The 18142-nt window shown below is 62.2% G+C and carries 16 protein-coding genes and 2 pseudogenes; 9 read left to right on the top strand and 9 right to left on the bottom strand.

Features of this window, described 5'->3' with window-relative positions; all coding sequences use genetic code 11:
* Positions 1-3 precede the first annotated feature (3 nt).
* Positions 4-1005 (top strand): tripartite tricarboxylate transporter substrate binding protein, encoded by a 1002-nt coding sequence (locus KIP88_RS16795; protein ID WP_214489031.1) that lies wholly within the window; start codon positions 4-6, stop codon positions 1003-1005.
* A gap of 275 nt (positions 1006-1280) precedes the next feature.
* Positions 1281-2087 (top strand): phytanoyl-CoA dioxygenase family protein, encoded by an 807-nt coding sequence (locus KIP88_RS16790; RefSeq protein WP_214489030.1) that lies wholly within the window; start codon positions 1281-1283, stop codon positions 2085-2087.
* Between the two features lie 56 nt (positions 2088-2143).
* On the opposite strand, the gene KIP88_RS48170 is transcribed toward KIP88_RS16790, so the two are convergent.
* Positions 2144-2341 carry a L,D-transpeptidase family protein gene (locus tag KIP88_RS48170; protein WP_214489029.1) on the bottom strand — a complete coding sequence of 66 codons (198 nt, stop codon included), beginning with the start codon at positions 2339-2341 and terminating at the stop codon, positions 2144-2146.
* A 29-nt stretch (positions 2342-2370) separates the two neighbouring features.
* On the opposite strand from KIP88_RS48170, the gene mepA reads away from it, so the two are divergent.
* From mepA to modC, 5 genes are all read left to right on the top strand, one after another.
* Positions 2371-3318 (top strand): penicillin-insensitive murein endopeptidase, encoded by a 948-nt coding sequence (mepA, locus tag KIP88_RS16780; protein WP_214489028.1) that lies wholly within the window; start codon positions 2371-2373, stop codon positions 3316-3318.
* A gap of 31 nt (positions 3319-3349) precedes the next feature.
* Positions 3350-3874 carry a Spy/CpxP family protein refolding chaperone gene (locus KIP88_RS16775; protein ID WP_249790832.1) on the top strand — a complete coding sequence of 175 codons (525 nt, stop codon included), beginning with the start codon at positions 3350-3352 and terminating at the stop codon, positions 3872-3874.
* Positions 3875-4073: 199 nt separating this feature from the next.
* A complete protein-coding gene (gene modA, locus KIP88_RS16770; RefSeq protein ID WP_214489026.1) occupies positions 4074-4859 on the top strand; it encodes a molybdate ABC transporter substrate-binding protein in 786 nt (261 codons plus the stop codon).
* Positions 4859-5554, top strand: a complete 696-nt coding sequence (gene modB / locus KIP88_RS16765; protein ID WP_214489025.1) for a molybdate ABC transporter permease subunit — start codon at positions 4859-4861, stop codon at positions 5552-5554. The genes modA and modB overlap by 1 nt, the downstream gene beginning before the upstream one ends.
* 2 nt (positions 5555-5556) lie before the next feature.
* Entirely contained in the window at positions 5557-6216 is a 660-nt protein-coding gene (gene modC, locus KIP88_RS16760) for a molybdenum ABC transporter ATP-binding protein (protein WP_214489024.1), read from the top strand.
* Between the two features lie 165 nt (positions 6217-6381).
* On the opposite strand, the gene ilvD is transcribed toward modC, so the two are convergent.
* From ilvD to KIP88_RS16740, 4 genes are all read right to left on the bottom strand, one after another.
* Complete coding sequence (gene ilvD, locus KIP88_RS16755; protein WP_214489023.1) at positions 6382-8226, bottom strand: dihydroxy-acid dehydratase; 1845 nt, start codon at positions 8224-8226, stop codon at positions 6382-6384.
* Positions 8227-8362: 136 nt separating this feature from the next.
* Positions 8363-9556 (bottom strand): CaiB/BaiF CoA-transferase family protein, encoded by a 1194-nt coding sequence (locus KIP88_RS16750; RefSeq protein WP_214489022.1) that lies wholly within the window; start codon positions 9554-9556, stop codon positions 8363-8365.
* A 126-nt stretch (positions 9557-9682) separates the two neighbouring features.
* Complete coding sequence (locus tag KIP88_RS16745; RefSeq protein WP_214489021.1) at positions 9683-10612, bottom strand: glycine reductase; 930 nt, start codon at positions 10610-10612, stop codon at positions 9683-9685.
* Between the two features lie 726 nt (positions 10613-11338).
* Positions 11339-11641 carry a hypothetical protein gene (locus tag KIP88_RS16740; RefSeq protein ID WP_214489020.1) on the bottom strand — a complete coding sequence of 101 codons (303 nt, stop codon included), beginning with the start codon at positions 11639-11641 and terminating at the stop codon, positions 11339-11341.
* Positions 11642-11818: 177 nt separating this feature from the next.
* Here KIP88_RS16740 and KIP88_RS16735 point away from each other — a divergent pair, with 177 nt between their 5' ends.
* Entirely contained in the window at positions 11819-12361 is a 543-nt protein-coding gene (locus KIP88_RS16735) for a nuclear transport factor 2 family protein (RefSeq protein ID WP_308163584.1), read from the top strand.
* A gap of 1427 nt (positions 12362-13788) precedes the next feature.
* On the opposite strand, the pseudogene KIP88_RS16730 reads toward KIP88_RS16735, so the two are convergent.
* The 4 genes and pseudogenes from KIP88_RS16730 to KIP88_RS16715 all read right to left on the bottom strand — a co-directional run bounded on the left by KIP88_RS16730 (position 13789) and on the right by KIP88_RS16715 (position 16805).
* A pseudogene (locus KIP88_RS16730) lies at positions 13789-14315 on the bottom strand (hypothetical protein).
* Between the two features lie 110 nt (positions 14316-14425).
* Complete coding sequence (locus KIP88_RS16725; RefSeq protein ID WP_214489019.1) at positions 14426-14920, bottom strand: DUF302 domain-containing protein; 495 nt, start codon at positions 14918-14920, stop codon at positions 14426-14428.
* Between the two features lie 60 nt (positions 14921-14980).
* Positions 14981-15855, bottom strand: a pseudogene (locus tag KIP88_RS16720) (alpha/beta fold hydrolase).
* Between the two features lie 179 nt (positions 15856-16034).
* Entirely contained in the window at positions 16035-16805 is a 771-nt protein-coding gene (locus KIP88_RS16715) for an alpha/beta fold hydrolase (protein ID WP_214489018.1), read from the bottom strand.
* Between the two features lie 215 nt (positions 16806-17020).
* Here KIP88_RS16715 and KIP88_RS16710 point away from each other — a divergent pair, with 215 nt between their 5' ends.
* Positions 17021-17983 carry an AraC family transcriptional regulator gene (locus KIP88_RS16710; protein ID WP_214489103.1) on the top strand — a complete coding sequence of 321 codons (963 nt, stop codon included), beginning with the start codon at positions 17021-17023 and terminating at the stop codon, positions 17981-17983.
* The last annotated feature ends 159 nt before the right edge of the window (positions 17984-18142 follow it).

Raw genomic sequence — 18142 nt, 5'->3', positions numbered from 1 at the left:
TGAATGCCCGGCTCTGCGCCAGCTCTGCTTCCCGTCCGCCGTAAATTGGCCGTCCTGACGCTGCTTTTGACCTTCTTCGCGCATGGTCACATGCCGGCGCTGGCCGGTGATTACCCGGACCGTGCCGTCAAAATCGTCGTTCCGTTTCCGGCCGGAGGAACGGCCGACGCGATTCCACGAATTGTCGGCGACTGGCTGTCACGCAAATGGAGCCAGCCGGTGGTCATCGAGAACCGCACGGGCGCCGCCGGAAACATCGGCGCCGAACAGGTCTACCATTCGGCGCCCGACGGCTACACCCTGCTCTCGTCACCGCCGCCGCCGCTTGTGATCAATCACAATCTGTATCCCAAACTCGGCTTCGATCCGACGAAGTTCGAGCCTGTCATCGTCATGGCCCAGGTGCCAAATGCGTTGATCGTCAATCCGAACAACATCAAGGCATCGAGCGTGCCTGAGTTGATCGAATACCTGAAGGGCAATTCAGACAGAACCATCTGCGCCACGCAAGGCAACGGCACGACCTCGCATCTCACCTCGGAGCTGTTTCAACTGATGGCAAAGGTGAAGCTGCGGCATATTCCGTATCGCGGTTCGGCGCCTGCGCTGCAGGGTCTCGTCGCCGGTGACGTCGACGTCATGTTCGACAATCTCGGCGTCTCGCTGGCGCTGGTTCAGGCCGGCAAGCTGAAGCTGCTCGCTGTGGCCTCGTCCGAACGTCTGCCGGCGCTGCCGGATGTACCGACGATGGCCGAAACGCTTCCGGGTTTTGAAGCGGTCGCCTGGTACGGCATCGTGGCCCCGCCCAAAACTTCGAAAGACATCGTTGACAAGATCAATGCCGACGTGAACGAGGCATTGCGTCAGCCCGCGGTGCAGGACCAGCTCAAGAAACTATCCGCCGGAATTTTCGGCGGCCCGGTCGACAAGACGTCCAAGTACATGCGCGAGGAAGTCGACCGGTGGGCCGCGGTGATAAAGTCGGCAAATATCGAGCTGCAGTAAGGCCGATCTCTGGTTATCTCGATCCACATGTTGAGGTCTATTGCGCTGTATCGGAGGCGAAACAGCGCCGCCGATCGCCGAGTTGAACACTGGTAGCCGGTTTGCTAGATTATGTTTGCCATGATGATCCGCACCTCCAATATCGCTTCGGTCTTCTTCCTCGCGCGCTGACCGCGTTGCCCGCTCACATGCGGGCGGAAGTCTCCCACCGAAACAGCGCGGCCGCTCTGCTTCGCGCAGGCCATGGCCGTTTGCCCAGCGATAAGAGGATTTTCATGCCTACCAGCAAACCAGCGCGCGCGCTCAGCGACGCGCAAATCGAGCAATTCATTCAAGACGGCTTCGTCAGGATCGATCACGCCTTTCCGCGCGAGCTTGCCGAGCAGGGTCGCACCATCCTGTGGCGCGACCTGCCCTGCGATCCCGACGACCCCGCAACGTGGACGCAGCCAGTGATCCGCCTCGGCTATTACAACGACGAGCCTTTCCGAAAAGCCGTCAACAGTCCGCTGCTTCATGCTGTCTTCGACCAGCTCGTCGGAAAGGGACGCTGGTGGCCGCGAGCCGACCTCGGCACCTTCCCCGTGCGATTTCCGAGTCCGCACGATCCCGGCGACGCCGGCTGGCATGTCGATCTCAGTTTCGCGGGCGAAGACGAAGCTGTCGACAGCAACGATTACGCCGCATGGCGGGTCAACGTGACGTCGCGCGGACGGGCGCTGCTGATGCTGTTCCTGTTCTCCGACGTGGGGGAAGCCGACGCGCCCACCCGAATAAGGCCGGGCTCGCATCTGGACATGGCGCGCTTTCTCGAACCGGCCGGCGAGGCCGGCATGTCACATTTGATGCTGGACGAGATCGGAAGCGGCCGGCCCGAGGTACTTGCGACCGGTGACGCCGGCACAGTCTATCTGTGCCACCCGTTCCTCGTTCACGCCGCGCAAATGCACCGGGGATCCACGCCACGTTTCATGGCGCAGCCGCCGCTGCACCCGTCTGAGCCGTTCAGGCTTGAGCGAGCCGACGGAGATTATTCGCCGGTTGAGCGAGCCATCCGGCAGGCCTTGCAGGCGCGCGCGTAACAAGAACCAGCAATGAAGCTGGAGCGGGGTCACCAACGAGGATGGTCGTCCCCGCTCTAGTTGATCTGGATCCGCGTAATGTGCGGGCCGTTGCGCTGGACCAACGCGAACAGCGCCGCCGCATGCGACGGGTGCAGCCGGACGCAGCCATGCGAGGCAGGAACCGGGTCAATCCTGACCTCGGGGGCGGGCAGCCTGGCTGTGCGAGTCTCAGCATTACGTATGCCGCACCTGTCTCCCGTTGCCAATTTCATGCTACGTTTTTCGCGAATAGAGTGATCCGATGAACCCTCGCCTGATTCTGATTCCCCTCATAATCCTGATGGCCGCCGTCAATGCCGCGGGCGCATGGGCGCAGGACAAGGGCACGGTCAATCCAAAACCGCTGCCGCCGCTCGCCAACCCCAACGACCCCAACATCGCCGCCAAGGAGCTGTTCGGCCGCAAGGTGCTGCCGGCAGCGATGCCGACGCGCGTGCATGGGTTCTATGCCCATGGCTGCATCTCGGGCGCGGAAGGGCTGCCGATCAACGGCGAAAATTGGCAGGTGATGCGGCTGTCGCGCAATCGTTACTGGGGCCATCCCGACCTGGTCGCGCTGGTCAAGCGGCTGGCCGCAAGGGCGCGCAGGGATGCCGGCTGGAACGGCATATTGGTCGGCGACATGTCGCAGCCGCGCGGGGGGCCGATGCTGACCGGGCACGCCAGCCACCAGGTCGGGCTGGACGCCGACATCTGGCTGACACCGATGCCGGGCCGGCAATTGTCGCGTAACGAGCGCGAAGAGATGTCGGCCGTGATGATGGTGCGTGCCGACCGGCTCGACATCGAGCCGAGCGCCTGGACGCCGACGCATCTGGCTGTCATACGCGCCGCCGCGCTGGAGCCCACCGTGCAGCGCATCTTCGTCAATGCCGCGATCAAGAAGGCGCTGTGCCGCGAAGCCAAAGGCGATCGATACTGGCTGCACAAGGTGCGGCCGATGTACGGCCACGACTATCACTTCCACATCCGCCTCAAATGCCCGCCCGGCGCCAGCGAATGCGACAGCCAGCCCGAGCCGAACGATGGCGAAGGCTGCAGCACCGGCGATCTCGCCTACTGGTTCAGCGATGCGGTGCTGCATCCGAAGCCGCCGAAGGTGCCGCCGAAGCCGAAGCCGCCGATGACGATGGCGTCGCTGCCTCCGGCGTGCAAGGCGGTATTGCACGCGCCGGACACAAAGCATTGACCGCGCAAGATCAATCCGCAGGAGAATGACGATGAAGATTTTGCCCCTGATTGCATCCATCGCTTTCGTCACGAGCGTGCATGCACAAACCCCTTATGCCGGGATGCAGACGCGCCCGATCAAGGCGCTTTCCGAGCAGCAGATTGCCGACCTCGGCGCCGGCCGCGGAATGGGCCTGGCGCTCGCGGCCGAACTGAACGGCTATCCGGGGCCATTGCACGTTCTCGAGCTCGCCGACAAACTCGAACTCTCCGCCGAGCAACACGCCAGCATGCAGCGCCTGTTCGATTCCATGAAGGCCGAAGCGATGCCGCTGGGCGCGAAGCTGATCGAGCAGGAAGCCGAACTGGACAAGCAGTTCGCCACCCGCACAGTCACTCCGAAAAGCCTGAAGGCGTCCACCGCGGCCGTTGCGGCCACGCAGGGGACGCTGCGCGACACCCATCTGAAATATCATTTGTCGACCGGAAGCATCCTGACCCCGTCGCAGATGACAAAGTATGCGGAATTGCGCGGTTACGGCGGCGGCGGGCACAAGCGACACCACCACCATTGACACGCCCGGCTGCTCCTTGGGCGGTGCAGCCGCCTTTACCTCCTGCTCTATCCTGACTATTGTCAGGGCTGGCGACATCCTGATCGACCGCAAGTCCTCCAGGGAATACCGGAACGGCGCTTCCGACGGTCGCCTTAACCCAACCAACGCCTGTCCTGCGCGCGGCAACCGCGGCTCGCAATCATGCATGGAGCGCCCGATGAACCGTCTTGCCGGCCTTTTCCTGGCTTTCGCCGTATCGTTAGCAGCCATCCCCACGCCCGCCACCGCGCAGGACAAGTCCCTGACGATCTTCGCCGCGGCCTCGATGAAGAATGCGCTCGACGAGATCGACGCTGCCTACACCGCGAAGACCGGCGTCAAGATTACTGTCAGCTATGCGGCCAGTTCTGCGCTCGCCAAGCAGATCGAACAGGGCGCACCGGCCGACGTATTCATCTCCGCCGACACCGACTGGATGGATTACGCGACGTCGAAAAAGACGATCAATGAACCGAGCCGGGTCAATCTGCTCGGCAACAGCATCGTGCTGATCGCCCCGAAGGATTCCAAGATCGACACTGTGAACGTCGGCGCCGGATTCGACCTCGCCAAGCTTGCCGGCGACGGAAAGATCGCGACCGGCGACGTCAAATCTGTGCCTGTTGGCAAATACGCCAAGGCCGCGCTGGAGAAGCTCGGTTCATGGCAGGCCGCCGAGCCGAAATTCGCGATGGCCGAAAGCGTGCGCGCGGCGCTGACGCTGGTCGCGCGCGGTGAAGCGGTGCTGGGCATCGTCTATTCCACCGACGCCAAGGTCGAGCCCGGCGTCAAGGTTGTCGGCACCTTCCCCGCCGATTCCCATCCGGCGATCATCTACCCCGTCGCGGCGACCACCACCGCAAAGCCGGAGACGACCGGCTATCTCGCCTTCCTGCGCTCGACCGCCGCGAAGACCATCCTCGAAAAATACGGCTTCAAGTTCCTCGTCAGCCCTTCCACCTGATGTTCGATATCTCGCCCGCCGAATGGACGGCCATCCTGCTTTCGCTGCGGGTGGCCGTCGTGGCGACCCTGGTGGCGACGCCGTTCGGCATCGCTCTGGCGTGGCTGCTGGCGCGGCGTGAATTCTGGGGCAAGTCGATCCTCGATGCGCTGGTTCATCTGCCGCTGGTGCTGCCCCCCGTCGTCACGGGTTATCTGCTGCTGCTGACCTTCGGTCGCCGCGGCCTGGTCGGCGCATGGCTCGCCGATAACCTCGGCATCGTGTTCGCCTTCCGCTGGACCGGGGCTGCGCTGGCCTGCGGCATCATGTCGTTCCCACTTCTGGTGCGGCCGATTCGATTATCGATCGAGGCGATCGACCGCCGGCTGGAGCAGGCATCGAGCACCCTCGGCGCCGCGCCGTGGCAGGTGTTCGCCACCGTGACCCTGCCGCTGGCGCTGCCGGGCGTGCTCGCCGGCATGGTGCTCGGCTTTGCCAAGGCAATCGGCGAGTTCGGCGCTACCATCACCTTTGTCTCCAACATTCCCGGCGAGACCCAGACCATTTCTTCCGCGATCTATTCGCTGATCCAGACCCCCGACGGCGACACCGCGGCGGGGCGGCTGGTGCTGATCTCCATCGTGATCGCAATGGGCGCCCTGATCGCATCCGAATGGTTCGCGCGGCGCGCCACCAAACGCCTGCACGGGAATTGACCATGCTGCGCGTCGATGTCACCAAACAGCTCGGCGAGTTCTCGCTTGAGGCTTCGTTCGAAAGCCAGGGCCGCGTCACCGGCCTGTTCGGCGCGTCGGGGGCCGGCAAGACGTCGCTGATCAACATGATCGCAGGGCTGCTGCGGCCCGATCGCGGGATTATCGCGCTCGACGGCGAAACGCTGGATGACACGGCCAAAGGTGTCCATGTGCCGCCGCATCGTCGGCGTATCGGCTACGTGTTCCAGGACGCCCGGCTGTTTCCGCATCTCGACGTGCGGCAAAATCTCGATTACGGCCGGCGCATGAACGGCCTCGCTGAGGATTCATCACAGCACGCACGCATCACTGACCTGCTCGACATCGGCGGCCTCCTTGACCGCCGGCCGGGCCAGCTCTCCGGCGGCGAACGTCAGCGCGTCGCCCTTGGCCGTGCGCTGCTATCAAAACCGCGACTGCTGCTGATGGACGAGCCACTGGGATCGCTCGACGAGGGCCGCAAGGAGGAAATCCTGCCCTATCTGGTGCGGCTGCGCGACGAAGGCATTCCGATGGTCTATGTCAGCCACGACGCCGCCGAACTGCGCCAACTGGCGACGCAGATCGTGATGCTCAAGCGCGGCCGCGTGACCGCGCTCGGCGGCGTCAAGGTGCTGACGTAAGCGAGGACGTTTCGCAGGATGGATGGAGCGCAGCGGCTCGTCCGCCGTTAGCCTGTAGCCCGGATGAAGCGAAGCGCAATCCGGGACAGTTTCAAACCGGGATCAACCTGCCCCGGGTTTCGCTGCGCTTCACCCGGGCTACGAGGCTACCCTCAAGTCAGAGTCTCACTCCGGAACGATGCGCACCGCGCCGCGGGCGGCGCTCGTGGTCAACGCGGCATAGGCCTTCAGCGCCATCGTCACCTTGCGGCTGCGCTTCTTGGCGGGCTTCCATGCGTCCGCGCCGCGGGCCAGCATAGCTTCGCGCCGCTTCGCCAGCGTGGCGTCATCGACCATGAGGCTGATCGAACGCGAGGGGATGTCGATCTTGATAAGGTCGCCCTCTTCCACCAGGCCGATCAACCCGCCTTCGGCGGCTTCCGGCGAGAGATGCCCGATCGACAAGCCTGACGAGCCGCCGGAGAAGCGGCCATCGGTGACCAGTGCGCAAACTTTTCCGAGGCCCTTCGATTTGAGGTAGCTGGTCGGATAGAGCATCTCCTGCATGCCGGGACCACCGCGCGGGCCTTCATAGCGGACCACGACGACGTCGCCGGCCTTGATCTTGTTGCCCAGGATGCCTTCGACGGCAGCGTCCTGGCTTTCGAAGACCCGCGCCGGCCCCTCGAACTTCAAAATGCTCTCATCGACGCCAGCGGTCTTCACGATGCAGCCATCGAGCGCGATATTACCTGACAGCACGGCGAGACCACCGTCCTTCGAATAGGCATGCTCGGCGTCGCGGATGCAGCCTGTGGCGCGGTCGGTATCGAGCTCCTCGAACCGGCGCTCCTGGCTGAAGGCGACTTGCGTCGGCACATTGCCCGGCGCCGCCGTGAAGAATTTTCGGACACTCTCGCTCTTGGTGCGAACGATGTCCCAGCGGCTGAGCGCGTCCTCCAGCGTCTTGGAGTGAACCATCGGCAGGCCGCGGTTGAGCAGACCAGCGCGATCGAGTTCGCCCAAAATGGCCATCACGCCACCGGCGCGATGGACGTCTTCCAGATGCACGTCCGCCACCGACGGCGCCACCTTGCAGAGCACCGGCACCCGCCGCGACAGGCGGTCGATGTCCTGCATCGTGAACGGGACCTGCCCTTCATACGCCGCCGCCAGCAGATGCAGCACGGTGTTGGTCGAGCCGCCCATGGCAATGTCGAGCGTCATCGCGTTCTCGAACGCCTTGAAGTTTGCGATCTTGCGCGGCAGCGCGGTTTCGTCATCCTGCTCGTAATAGCGCCGCGCCAGATCGACGATCAGGTGCCCGGCCTCCACGAACAACCCCTTGCGGTCAGCATGCGTCGCCAGCACCGAGCCGTTGCCCGGCAGCGCAAGGCCCAGCGCCTCGGTGAGGCAGTTCATCGAATTGGCCGTGAACATGCCCGAGCACGAGCCGCAGGTCGGACAGGCCGAGCGCTCGATCACTTCCACCTCGGCGTCGCTGACGCTGGTGTCGGCCGCCGCGACCATGGCGTCGATCAGATCAACGGCGCGGAGCTTGCCCTTGATGTTCACCTTGCCGGATTCCATCGGCCCACCCGAGACGAACACCGTCGGGATGTTGATCCGCAGCGCCGCCATCAGCATGCCGGGCGTGATCTTGTCGCAGTTCGAGATGCAGACCATGGCGTCGGCGCAATGCGCGTTGACCATGTACTCGACGCTGTCGGCGATGATCTCGCGCGACGGCAGGCTGTACAGCATGCCGTCATGGCCCATGGCGATGCCGTCATCGACCGCGATGGTGTTGAACTCCTTGGCGACGCCACCCGCCTTCTCGATCTCGCGCGCGACGAGCTGGCCGAGATCCTTCAGGTGCACATGGCCGGGCACGAACTGGGTGAACGAATTGACCACGGCGATGATCGGCTTGCCAAAATCCTCGTTCTTCATACCGGTGGCGCGCCAGAGGCCGCGGGCGCCCGCCATGTTGCGGCCGTGGGTCGTGGTTCGGGAGCGGTAGGCGGGCATGATCTGTCCTTTTGGATCGGGAAAGGCGTCTTTTAGACGGTGAGCTCTGCCGATTAAAGCGACTTGGCGCAGGGTCGCCATGCGCTGGCCCACCCAAAACGGGACAGGGTGCAGACGCCCCCTGCCCCGGCTACCGCTAGACGACCTCGCGCGCGCGCAGTTCCGCGATTGCGTTGGCGTCATAACCGAGCGAGGCCAGCACCTCCTCGGTGTGGGCGCTGAGCGCGGGCGCCATGCGGTCGAGCCGGCCGCCGCCATGGGCGAGCTGGAACCCGCTGCCGGCAAAGCGCAGGCGTCCATAGGGCGTGTCGATCTCCTGAATAGCGCCGCGCGCCGCGATTTGCGGATGATCGATCACCTCCTCGACCTTCCAGATGCTGGCGCAGGGCGCGCCCGCGGCCTCCAGGATCTTTTCCCAGTCGCGCGGGTCCTTTTTCGACAGCGCCTCCTCGATGATGGCGCGCAGCGCCGGCTCGTTTTCCTGCCGGGCAAACCAATCGACGAAGCGCGGGTCTTCCAGCACGTCCGATCGACCCAGCGCGGTCATCAACGCGCGGTATTGCTTCTCGCTGTTGACGGCCAGCAGCAGATAGCCCTCACCGGCCTTGAAGAGGTTGGCGGTCGGCCGGCGGCTTACCGCCTGGTTGCCGGAGAGCTGCTGGCGATGGCCGGCGACCGAGTAGTCCGCGACCTGCCCGGACAGGAACGCCAGCGTCGCCTCCAGCATGGAGACATCGACCAGTTGCCCCTTGCCGGTATGGATGCGCTGGAACAGCGCGCTCGACACGCCGAAGGCTGCCGTGGCGCCCGACAGTACGTCGCAGACGGCGAAGCCCGCGCGCGTCGGCCCGGTCTCGGCGTGGCCGGTGATCGACATGATGCCTGACAGCGCCTGGATCTTGCCGTCATAGCCCGCGCCCGATCGCTCCGGGCCGGTCTGGCCAAAACCCGAAATGGCGCAATAGATCAGCCGCGGATTGATCGCCGAGAGTGCGGTGTAGCCAATGCCGAGCTTGTCCATCACGCCGGGACGGAAATTCTCCATCACCACGTCGGCTTGCGCGGCGAGCTGCTTGACGATGGCGATTGCCTCCGGCTTCGAAAGATCGAGGGTGAGGCTGCGCTTGTTGCCGTTGATGGCCTGCCAGCCCGGCGCCAGGCCGCGGTCGGCCCATTCGCGGCTCAACGGCGTGCGGCGCATGTCCTCGCCTTCGCGCCGCTCCACCTTGATGACGTCGGCGCCGAGCAGCGCGAGCTGATAGCTCGCATAAGGGCCGGCCAGCACCTGCGTGAAGTCGAGAATCTTCACGCCTTCGAACGGTCGGGTCAAATCAGTATCCTCCTGCGGGCGTCATTGCGAGGAGCGAAGCGACGAAGCAATCCATTCTTCCTTTGTGCCGCGCTATGGATTGCTTCGCTTCGCTCGCAATGACGACCCTTAAGGCCGTAGCCAGCGTCACGCCGCCCGGTTGCCGCGCGCGATCTCTTTCTGCTTGTCGAACTCGGCGCGGCGCCGCTCCAGCTCTTCCGGGCTCATCTGCGCGATGTTGTTGTAGTCGAGCTTCCAGGAGGCATCCTCGCTCCAGCGCAGCGGCGACTGCATCGTGGTGCGGGAGCCTGCCGCGGACTCCAGTAACCGCAGCGCCAGTTCGAGCGTCAACGCCTGCGACTCGACATCCTGCGGCTTGCCGGCGGAGTTGCCGAGCGGGAAATCCGAGAACAGCAAGCGCGGCGCGGCGGCATGTTCGACGATGTCCTTGGCGCAACCCATGACGACGGTTGGGATGCCGTTTGCTTCGAGATGACGCGCTACCAAAGCTGACGTCTGGTGGCAGACCGGGCAGTTCGGCACGATGACGGCGACATCGACCTTGTCGGCCTGGCAGCGGGCGAGAATATCCGGCGCGTCGACATCGATGGTGACGCGGTGGCTGCGATTGGTCGGCGCGCCGAAGAAGCGCGGCGCGACCTCTCCGATGCGTCCCGAGGCGGCGGCTTTGAGGAGCTGCGGCAACGGAAACCAGGTGCCGCTGTCGGTGGCCGTTGTGTGCTTGCGGTCGTAGCCGATATGCGAGATCCGCAAATCGTGCTGCTTGGCGGTGTCGCCGTCATAGACCTGATAGAATTTGGCGCTGCCGTTATAGGCCGCTCCGGGACCCTGATCGCCCTTGGTGGGATCATACTTCGCGGCAGTGGTAATGATGGTGACGCGCGACTTCGCGAGCGGCTTCTTCAGCGGCTGGAACGGCGCCTCGACATAATGCGCCCAACGATAGGGCGTCGTGTAGCCGATCGCGGCGTAATAATCGCGAGTCCGCTGCATATAGGGGACGGCGGAATCGTAGTCGGGCGCAAAGCCGAGCTGATCGTCGAGGGGAGCGGACATTGTTGTGTCTCCTGCGTTTCCACCGGGAGGCCGTTGCTCGGCCTGCGGCCAGACTAGAGATAGTCCGCTGATTGCTCAACCGCCGAAATAGCCACTCAAACCCGCGACCAGCGACTAACAGTCGACCTTAACTAGCCCAACAAGCTCAGACGCGCCTCTACGCTCGCAGGCGACGCGCGCCCCGAGTCGATGCGACGGCTCGTTTCCCCCGAAACAACGAGGGCGCAGGGAAGACCGGGTGCGCGCTGCACCCGCGGTCTCGTGTGCAATATGCACAAAGAAGTGCGCACACGAGCATACAGGTCCAGCGGAGAGCATCCGGCCTTCCCTGCGCAATGGTTTGACGGCTTATGGCGCGCTCTTCCCGGAGACGAATTCCTCTTGCCTCCGTCGCTGCCGGATCGACGGCCCAACGAACCCGGTTGGATTCGTTCAGCCTCCGTCAGCTTGACACCAGCCACGGGTGCCAGAACCACACGCTTTTGCCGTACGCAACAACGCCGCTCGTCCTGCGCGGATCAATCGCTCACAGCCCCAGGACAAAGCCTGAAACCGCCCTGCAATGCCTCGCGCGCGCGACGCCATCGCGTCCACCGCAACCCGCACTCCACGTATCGTGACGACGCGTACGCCCCTCTTCGATGAGGCGGGATGGCGCGAAGATGGGGCTGATTTGGGGGAAATGAGAAGCGGTTTATTTTCGATGCGCAATCTGGACGACCCAAATCACGCTGAAATGGCTGGCGAAATTCGATCTTTCGCGCAGCGGGTTTTGTGGTGATTCAGGCAAGGCGCCGTAGGGTGGGCAAAGCGAAGCGTGCCCACCATCCCGGACAACGGTGAGAGATGGTGGGCACGGCGCTGTGCGCCTTTGCCTACTCGCTGCTTGACGTCGGAATTGGCATGCCGCGAAACGCTGACCGCGCCATTCGAGCCAATCGCGATCACATACAGCGGTGGCTCGATGCCGCTGCCATCGATGAATTCCGAGACGAACTCGGCGAAGCGCTGCTGGCCGTGGGCCGTCATGCCGTGATCGTAGCAGATTTACAGGGCTGCCTCGATCACCGAACGATTCGGCAAGCCTTTGCTAACGCAGCAAGACCACGCCGGCCACCGTACACAGCGGATAAAATTCCTTGAGACAGATCAAGCGAAGGCTGTTCATGGGAGAACAGAGAGAGGCGGTCGGTTCAAGGCCGGGGCGTGCTGCAGTTGAAGATGGAAGCAAGCCTCGTCTCCATCCTCTATTCTAGGGAGGCATCAACAATAGGGAGCAACATCATGCGCGCATTTGGAGCTGTATGTTTTTCACTATTGCTATCAGCAATTCCTGCGACTGCATCAGATCAAAAACTCAAGGAGGAACTTGGGAAGGTAGCTTCAGCATACGAGCAGAACTTCAACAAGAAGGATGCTGCCGGGATTACTTCACTTTTTACAAAGAACTATCTTCGAGTTAACGCTGGAGGAGTGGTAACTGATAACACCAAGCTTTACGAAGGCGTTTTTAAGACTGGATTTGATCATCTCGAAGTAAAGACAACTGAGATTCAGCCTCTGTCAGATGACATGGCTATGGCTACTGGTGAATCCAGAATTACCGGAAAGAGTGAGAAAGGTGATCCTCTGGACGTAACGATCATCTGGACTGCTCTTGATGTCCGTGAGAATGGGCAATGGAAGATCCGGATGCTGACGTCGATTCCTAAGCCCCCGCCGCCGCCGCAAACAGCAGCAGCAAAGTAATTCAAGAAGAGCAACGACCGGGCGATGAAAGCGGCGGCGCCAACCAGCGCCGCCGCTTTGCAATCGGCCGTTCAGGGCAGCTCGTAGGGCGGATTGAAGCCGACTTGTCCGCCGTAGCTCGTGCCGAAACGCTCATTGATTTGCCCCCGTCGGGTAATCGGCGTTCAGTTCGTGGAAGGGAATTAGGCTGCACTTAATAATTGGCTGCAGTGAGAGCACTGATTTGAAGCGGGGAGTGCTGCTGCGGCGTGACCACAGGAGGTGGAGGAGATACGGCCGGTAGAGTCGCCCCGAGTACGGAAAATACCCGGTGCATCTAACTTTCACGCTGCGTCATGATGGGCGCATTGCGGACGATCGCATCGACAAAAAAGTTGAGTGCACTGTCACCGCAGCTACGAGCAGCAGATCATCAAGGTCCCTTTCGGCCGCTCGCCCCGAAAGCACCAGCATCGCGGCAATGGCGGCCAAACAGACGAATTTTCGACGACGCAGCTTCTGATCGCGCGTCGAATTTGCGCAGCGCGGCAACAAGTTTGCACTGCCATCAGGTCGACAATTGTGCTCTCTTTGGCTGCGCGACCTCTCGCTGATCATTTCAGCCCCAGCCCCATGGTCGGCTCGAGAGAGAGCGCTGCCCCGGCGTTGACCCCCACGATTCGCGCCGGTCGCCTTGTTCATGCGTTCCCCTGGAGTGGCGGCCATGGTGCAGAACCTAGTAGCCGGATTGGTCGTGGTGGCTTTGATTATCATGGGCCTGCTTGCATACGCCCAGAAACATGAGGGGTGCTTGCACGGGCGCTCGCTCCAAACCTTCAAGCCCTGCGGATCAGTTGGTGTTGACCTGTAGCGCTGGCCGCGACGCTGCGGCCAACCTCGCGCGATTTGGCGCTCATGATTCCGGGCAAATCCCGGTTCGCCTATCCGTCAGTACGGGCCGAGCCGAGCTGTTCTTCAATCGAACGTGGGTTCTTGGCAAACTGGGCGACTGATCAGGCGACGCGTTGGGCTCGCCTCCATTGGTGGTCTGTCGAAGTCTGCTCTTGGCAGCACCTTTGAGACATGCCCGCCTATCCTGAGAATGTCCGTTCACCGGGGTAGACCGGAAGTCGCCGTGATCCGGTCAAACCGACCCAAAGCTGCCATTTGAAGGATTTATTTCGCTGGTTGATTTGAATGACGGCGCTCGTTGCGCCGTTGAGCAGCTCTAAGTGAAAGCTGGCGAGCGGGCCAGCGGCATACGTTCTAACAAAGGCTGAAGGAGAGTCGCGCCGGCATTATCCGCATCGAGCTTAGCGAAGGCTTCCTGATACTGGCGCGCCGCCGGCGCCTCGCACGACTAGCGGTTCGTCAGTCAGCTGCCCCGGGACGTTGCGTTCAGTACGGAACAATGCGAGGCGTCTTGCCGGATAGTTGAGGCCTCGCGCCTAGCCTTTTGCGGCGGGTACGGGCGGCACCGGCAGAATGATTTCGGAAGCGACCTTCCAGTCCTTCCCGACGCGAAGCCATTGATGATCATCAGAAACGGCCTGGCTGTTCCATCCTGCCCCGCATAAGAGACCGTGATGTTCATAGGCACGTAGGACTCGGCGACGTCGCGCGTTAGGCCGACAACCTTGAGCTTCGAATAATCTGGCTCGAGCACGACCGGACCGGAGCTACCGATGTCATGCAGCTTTTGATCAACTGCCTCGTTGCCCCAGAAGCCGGCCCAGTTCCCCTCGGACTGGATCGCGCTTTTAGCCACCAACAGGGTCGAGGGCGATTGCCAGAACATCCCATGCAGAGCCTTGAAATCGTGGTTGTTGGCCAACTCCATGAGCCTGCCGAACTTCGATTTTATCGCGCTCAGGGTCGCAGCATCCAGCGGTTCTTTCCTGACGGCGGGAGCAGCCGCGACAGCCCCGGTGGAAAGAGCCGAGGCAGTGAGAGTGACAAGAAGAGTCTTGTACATGCAGGAATTCCCCTTCCAACGTTTGGCTCGCGTCATGACAACGCCCGTTCGCGTTCTGCGATTGGTATCAGTTACTCACTTCCATCGGCCGAAGACGTCATCAGGACGTTTTAGCTTGCACATTCGCGTAGCAAGGTTGTGATTTTGGCATCGAGATTTCGGGCAACGGTAAGGGCTTCCGAGCTGCCATAATGGAGCAGATAACTCTCCATTTTGTCATAAGAGACGTGCACGCCATCGGGACGCTCATCAATGAGCACTGTGACTGGAGCGTAAGATCCAGCATCGGGCACGTGCTTGACCATTTCTTTCATGATGAGTGGATTGCCGACCACAAACCGTATGATCTTAGGCGTCTTGGATCCAGTTTCGCGACGCAGAATGTCGCCCAAGTCGAATTCCGCGAAGAGCATAAGGTCCGTTCGGCCGAGGCCGCTTTGTACAACACGCTCCAAATCCGTGAAGGATTTTGTCGCTCTCGTCTCCTTGAAGAATTCGGCCATGTTGGGTTGCCCAACCGCCGACTTGAGCGCGGCCACGACAGCGTCGAATGGTTTTAAGCTCGTGAGGCTGAAACGCTCCACCTCGACTTTAGCGATTGTCATTTGTCCTCCGGAACAAGTCTCATGATGAAGTGCCTCTGATCGCGTCGGAACGCCCGGAAGTCATGCAGCCGCGGGCTGTGCATCCAGGAAGGTCCGGACGTGGCTGACGAACATCTCGTGGTGCTGAAACAGGGCGCCGTGCCCTGAATCGGATAGAAGACAAGCTGAGCGTTGCTTAGTTCCTTGAACATTGCGTAGGCGTTGTTCGCGGGCAGCATGGTGTCGTGGCTGCCGCTGACCACAAGAGCGGGCTGGCGGATGGCGCGCAGAATGGCGTGCCCGGGATCAGGTGTGGCGCACCAGGTGATCAGCGCCTTGGCCTGCGGATCGGTGACCGCGCTGCCGTTATCGGTGTCCCGATCGTCCTTACGCACCTTCGTCCGCTTCAGGAAAGCCAAGCCGGAGGACCTGCTGGCGGACGAATTCGTGAAGAACAGCGGCAGGCGGGGGTCCGGCGCATCGGTTTGGGAAAACGCTTCCTGCAGAACCGCTAACAGGTGTTCCTCTCCGCCTTTCGGTGCGGTGCCGACGAGGATGAGCTTCCGGACCAGCCGTTCGTGCTCGGCGGCGACCTGTTGGGCGACGCAGCCGCCAAGAGAAAAGCCCAGCAGGTCGACCTCAGAAAGGCCGAGCAGATTGATGAAGGCGACTGCATCTTTCGCCATCGCTGCGATATTGTCAGGCGTTTGGCCGGTCGAGCGGCCAACCCCGGCGTTGTCGAATGCGATTACAGGGCGATCGGTGGCGAGAGCGTTGACGACGGCGGGATCCCACGCATCGATGTTGCCAGAGAAGTGCTGCAGCAGAATCAGCGGCGTTCCGGTAGCGCCGCCGAGGCGGCGATAGGCGAAGCGGATTCCGTGGCCTTCGATGTAACGGGTCGGCGCCGTTTCGAGCGTGGCGGCGTCCTGGCTCGCGATGTCGAGTTGATTCATGTCATCCTCCGGATGCTTGGCATAAGAGTGGGGGACGGTGTGGCGCAGCGACTGAGAGCTTCCTCCCGGATTTCGCTGACGCTTCCGCGGCTTTGGCCGGTTTTGCGCGGTCCGATGCGTTCTGTATTCCTCTGAGCAAGTGTGCGCGCTCCCGACGCGAAAGCGCCGGGAGCGTACCGTCACTTCGCGAGTGCGGCCTTTTCGATGACCTCAGCGATTTGCTTCGCATGGACGACGAGCGAGGCATGGCTGCCGGCGACTTCCGTCGTCTGCGCCTTGATCCTGGCTGCAAACGACTTCTGGGCCTCGGGCGCGAGGACTTTGTCCTTCGTGCTGATGACATAGAATGTCGGCTTGTCATGCCAGGCCGCAATGTCGACGGGGGCTTCGAACGCAACGTGATTCAACGGAAGCTGCGAGTTGGCCAGGTGCTCAGCGATTTCCGGAGGAAGGTCAGCCGCGACGGCCGACGGAAACACCTTGGGATCGATGTACAAATTGCCCTTCGCGTCGGGATGGATCGCTTTGCCGCCTTCGGTCGGCGGGCCGGCCTTTGCCAGCGACGCCAGAGATTCACCGACCTCCGGCGCGAAGGCGGAAACATAGACCAGCGCCGAAACCTTGGGATCGTTGCCGGCTTGCGTGATCACCACGCCGCCCCATGAGTGGCCGACCAGAACGGTCCTGCCGTCCTGCCTCGCGAGCGCCTGTTTGGTGGCATCAACGTCGGCGGCGAGCGAAGTGAGCGGATTTTCAACGAGCGTGACGCTGTAGCCTTTCTTCGTGAGAATATCGGCAACAGGCCGCCAGCTCGTCTGGTCCACGAAAGCGCCGTGCACGAGTACAATGTTGTGGGCTGCTCCCTTGGGCAGTTCGGCGGAATGGACGGAGCCGACCAATGTCGTTCCGGCAAGGAGTACGGTGGCGGCTGAGAGGAGAATATTTCGCATTGATTGTTCCTGTTGGCATGTCGGACGAACACGGTCCGGGGGAATGGACAGGCGTTTCCAGCAAGGTCGCGGTTCTTCCATCTGCCGTCGGCGAGATGGTTGCCGCTCGTGACGTCGGCCCGCCGCGACATGACCTATTCCGCGGACCTTGCGGACGATAGGGATCAATCGTCCGGATGTTGTGTCCAATCGTCCATCGGTCTAATCTCGGCGGCATGGACATCCTCGCCCACGTGCTCGATCGCGTTCGTCTCGGCGGGACGCTGCTCTTTCACTTCGAGCTCGGCCATCCCTGGCATCTTGAGTTGCCGGCGCGCCCCTACGCTCTGTTTCACTATCTCAGCCAGGGCTCAGCGACCCTCGCGCTCGAGGACGGACAGGAAATACAGATGACCGAGGGCGACTTTGTCGTCATCACGCGCGGAGAGCCCCATGTGTTTTATTCGGATCGCCGGGCCAAGCCTTTGCGGATTATCGATATCGATCGATCGTCGCCGCTTCTTGGCGTCATCAGTCACGGCACCCGAGCAAAGCCGCTCTCGACCATGATCTGCGGCAATTTCACGGTGTCACGGCCGCTGTTTGGCAGCGTGCTGGAGCTACTTCCACCCGTGCTCCTGCTGAAGCCGACGGCGGACAGTGGTTGGCTTGAAGCAATCCTGCGCCGCATGGTCAGCGAGTCCGCGCTTGAACGTCCTGGCCAACGCGTCGCGCTTTCACGACTGACGGAAGTGCTCTTTGTCGAGGTGCTCCGAAGCTGGATCGCGTCACTCAGTCCCGGACAAGGCGGCTGGCTCGGGGCCATATCTGACCCGCATATCGGACCGGCGCTCAAGCTGATTCACGAAAACCCGGAGCGGCCCTGGACCCTGAGCGACCTTGGCCACCGCGTGGGGCTCGGCCGCTCGGTATTCTCGGCGCGCTTTACCAGACTCGTCGGCCAGTCCATGCACCGTTATGTGATCGAACGCCGGATGGCGGAAGCTGCGTTCCTGCTGGAAACCAGCGATGAGCCCATCGCACGCATTGCCAGCCGGGTCGGTTACGAGACAGCGGCGGCGTTTTCGAAGCTGTTCCATCGATATCACGGCCTATCGCCTGGCCGGTACCGCGCAGCGCGACGCTCTAACAGCGGCGAAAGGCAGGGGGACGTTCAGGAAGCAGAAGTCGCCGACTGACCTTGGCAGTGTGGACACCTATCGGATCGATAGGACGATGGCAGCGAGCGTGACGACACCTCGGTAATTTCGGGTAATTCTTTATGCGGGTGGCGACTCGACGGAACTGCCTGAGCTTGGAGAGACAAACGAGAAACTAGCGGGTCTATTCTCGCAACA

Source organism: Bradyrhizobium sp. SRL28 (assembly GCF_018596315.1).
Lineage (GTDB): Bacteria > Pseudomonadota > Alphaproteobacteria > Rhizobiales > Xanthobacteraceae > Bradyrhizobium.
The sequence above is the reverse complement of the archived record's forward strand: the minus strand, read 5'-3'. Positions and strand labels throughout refer to the sequence as shown.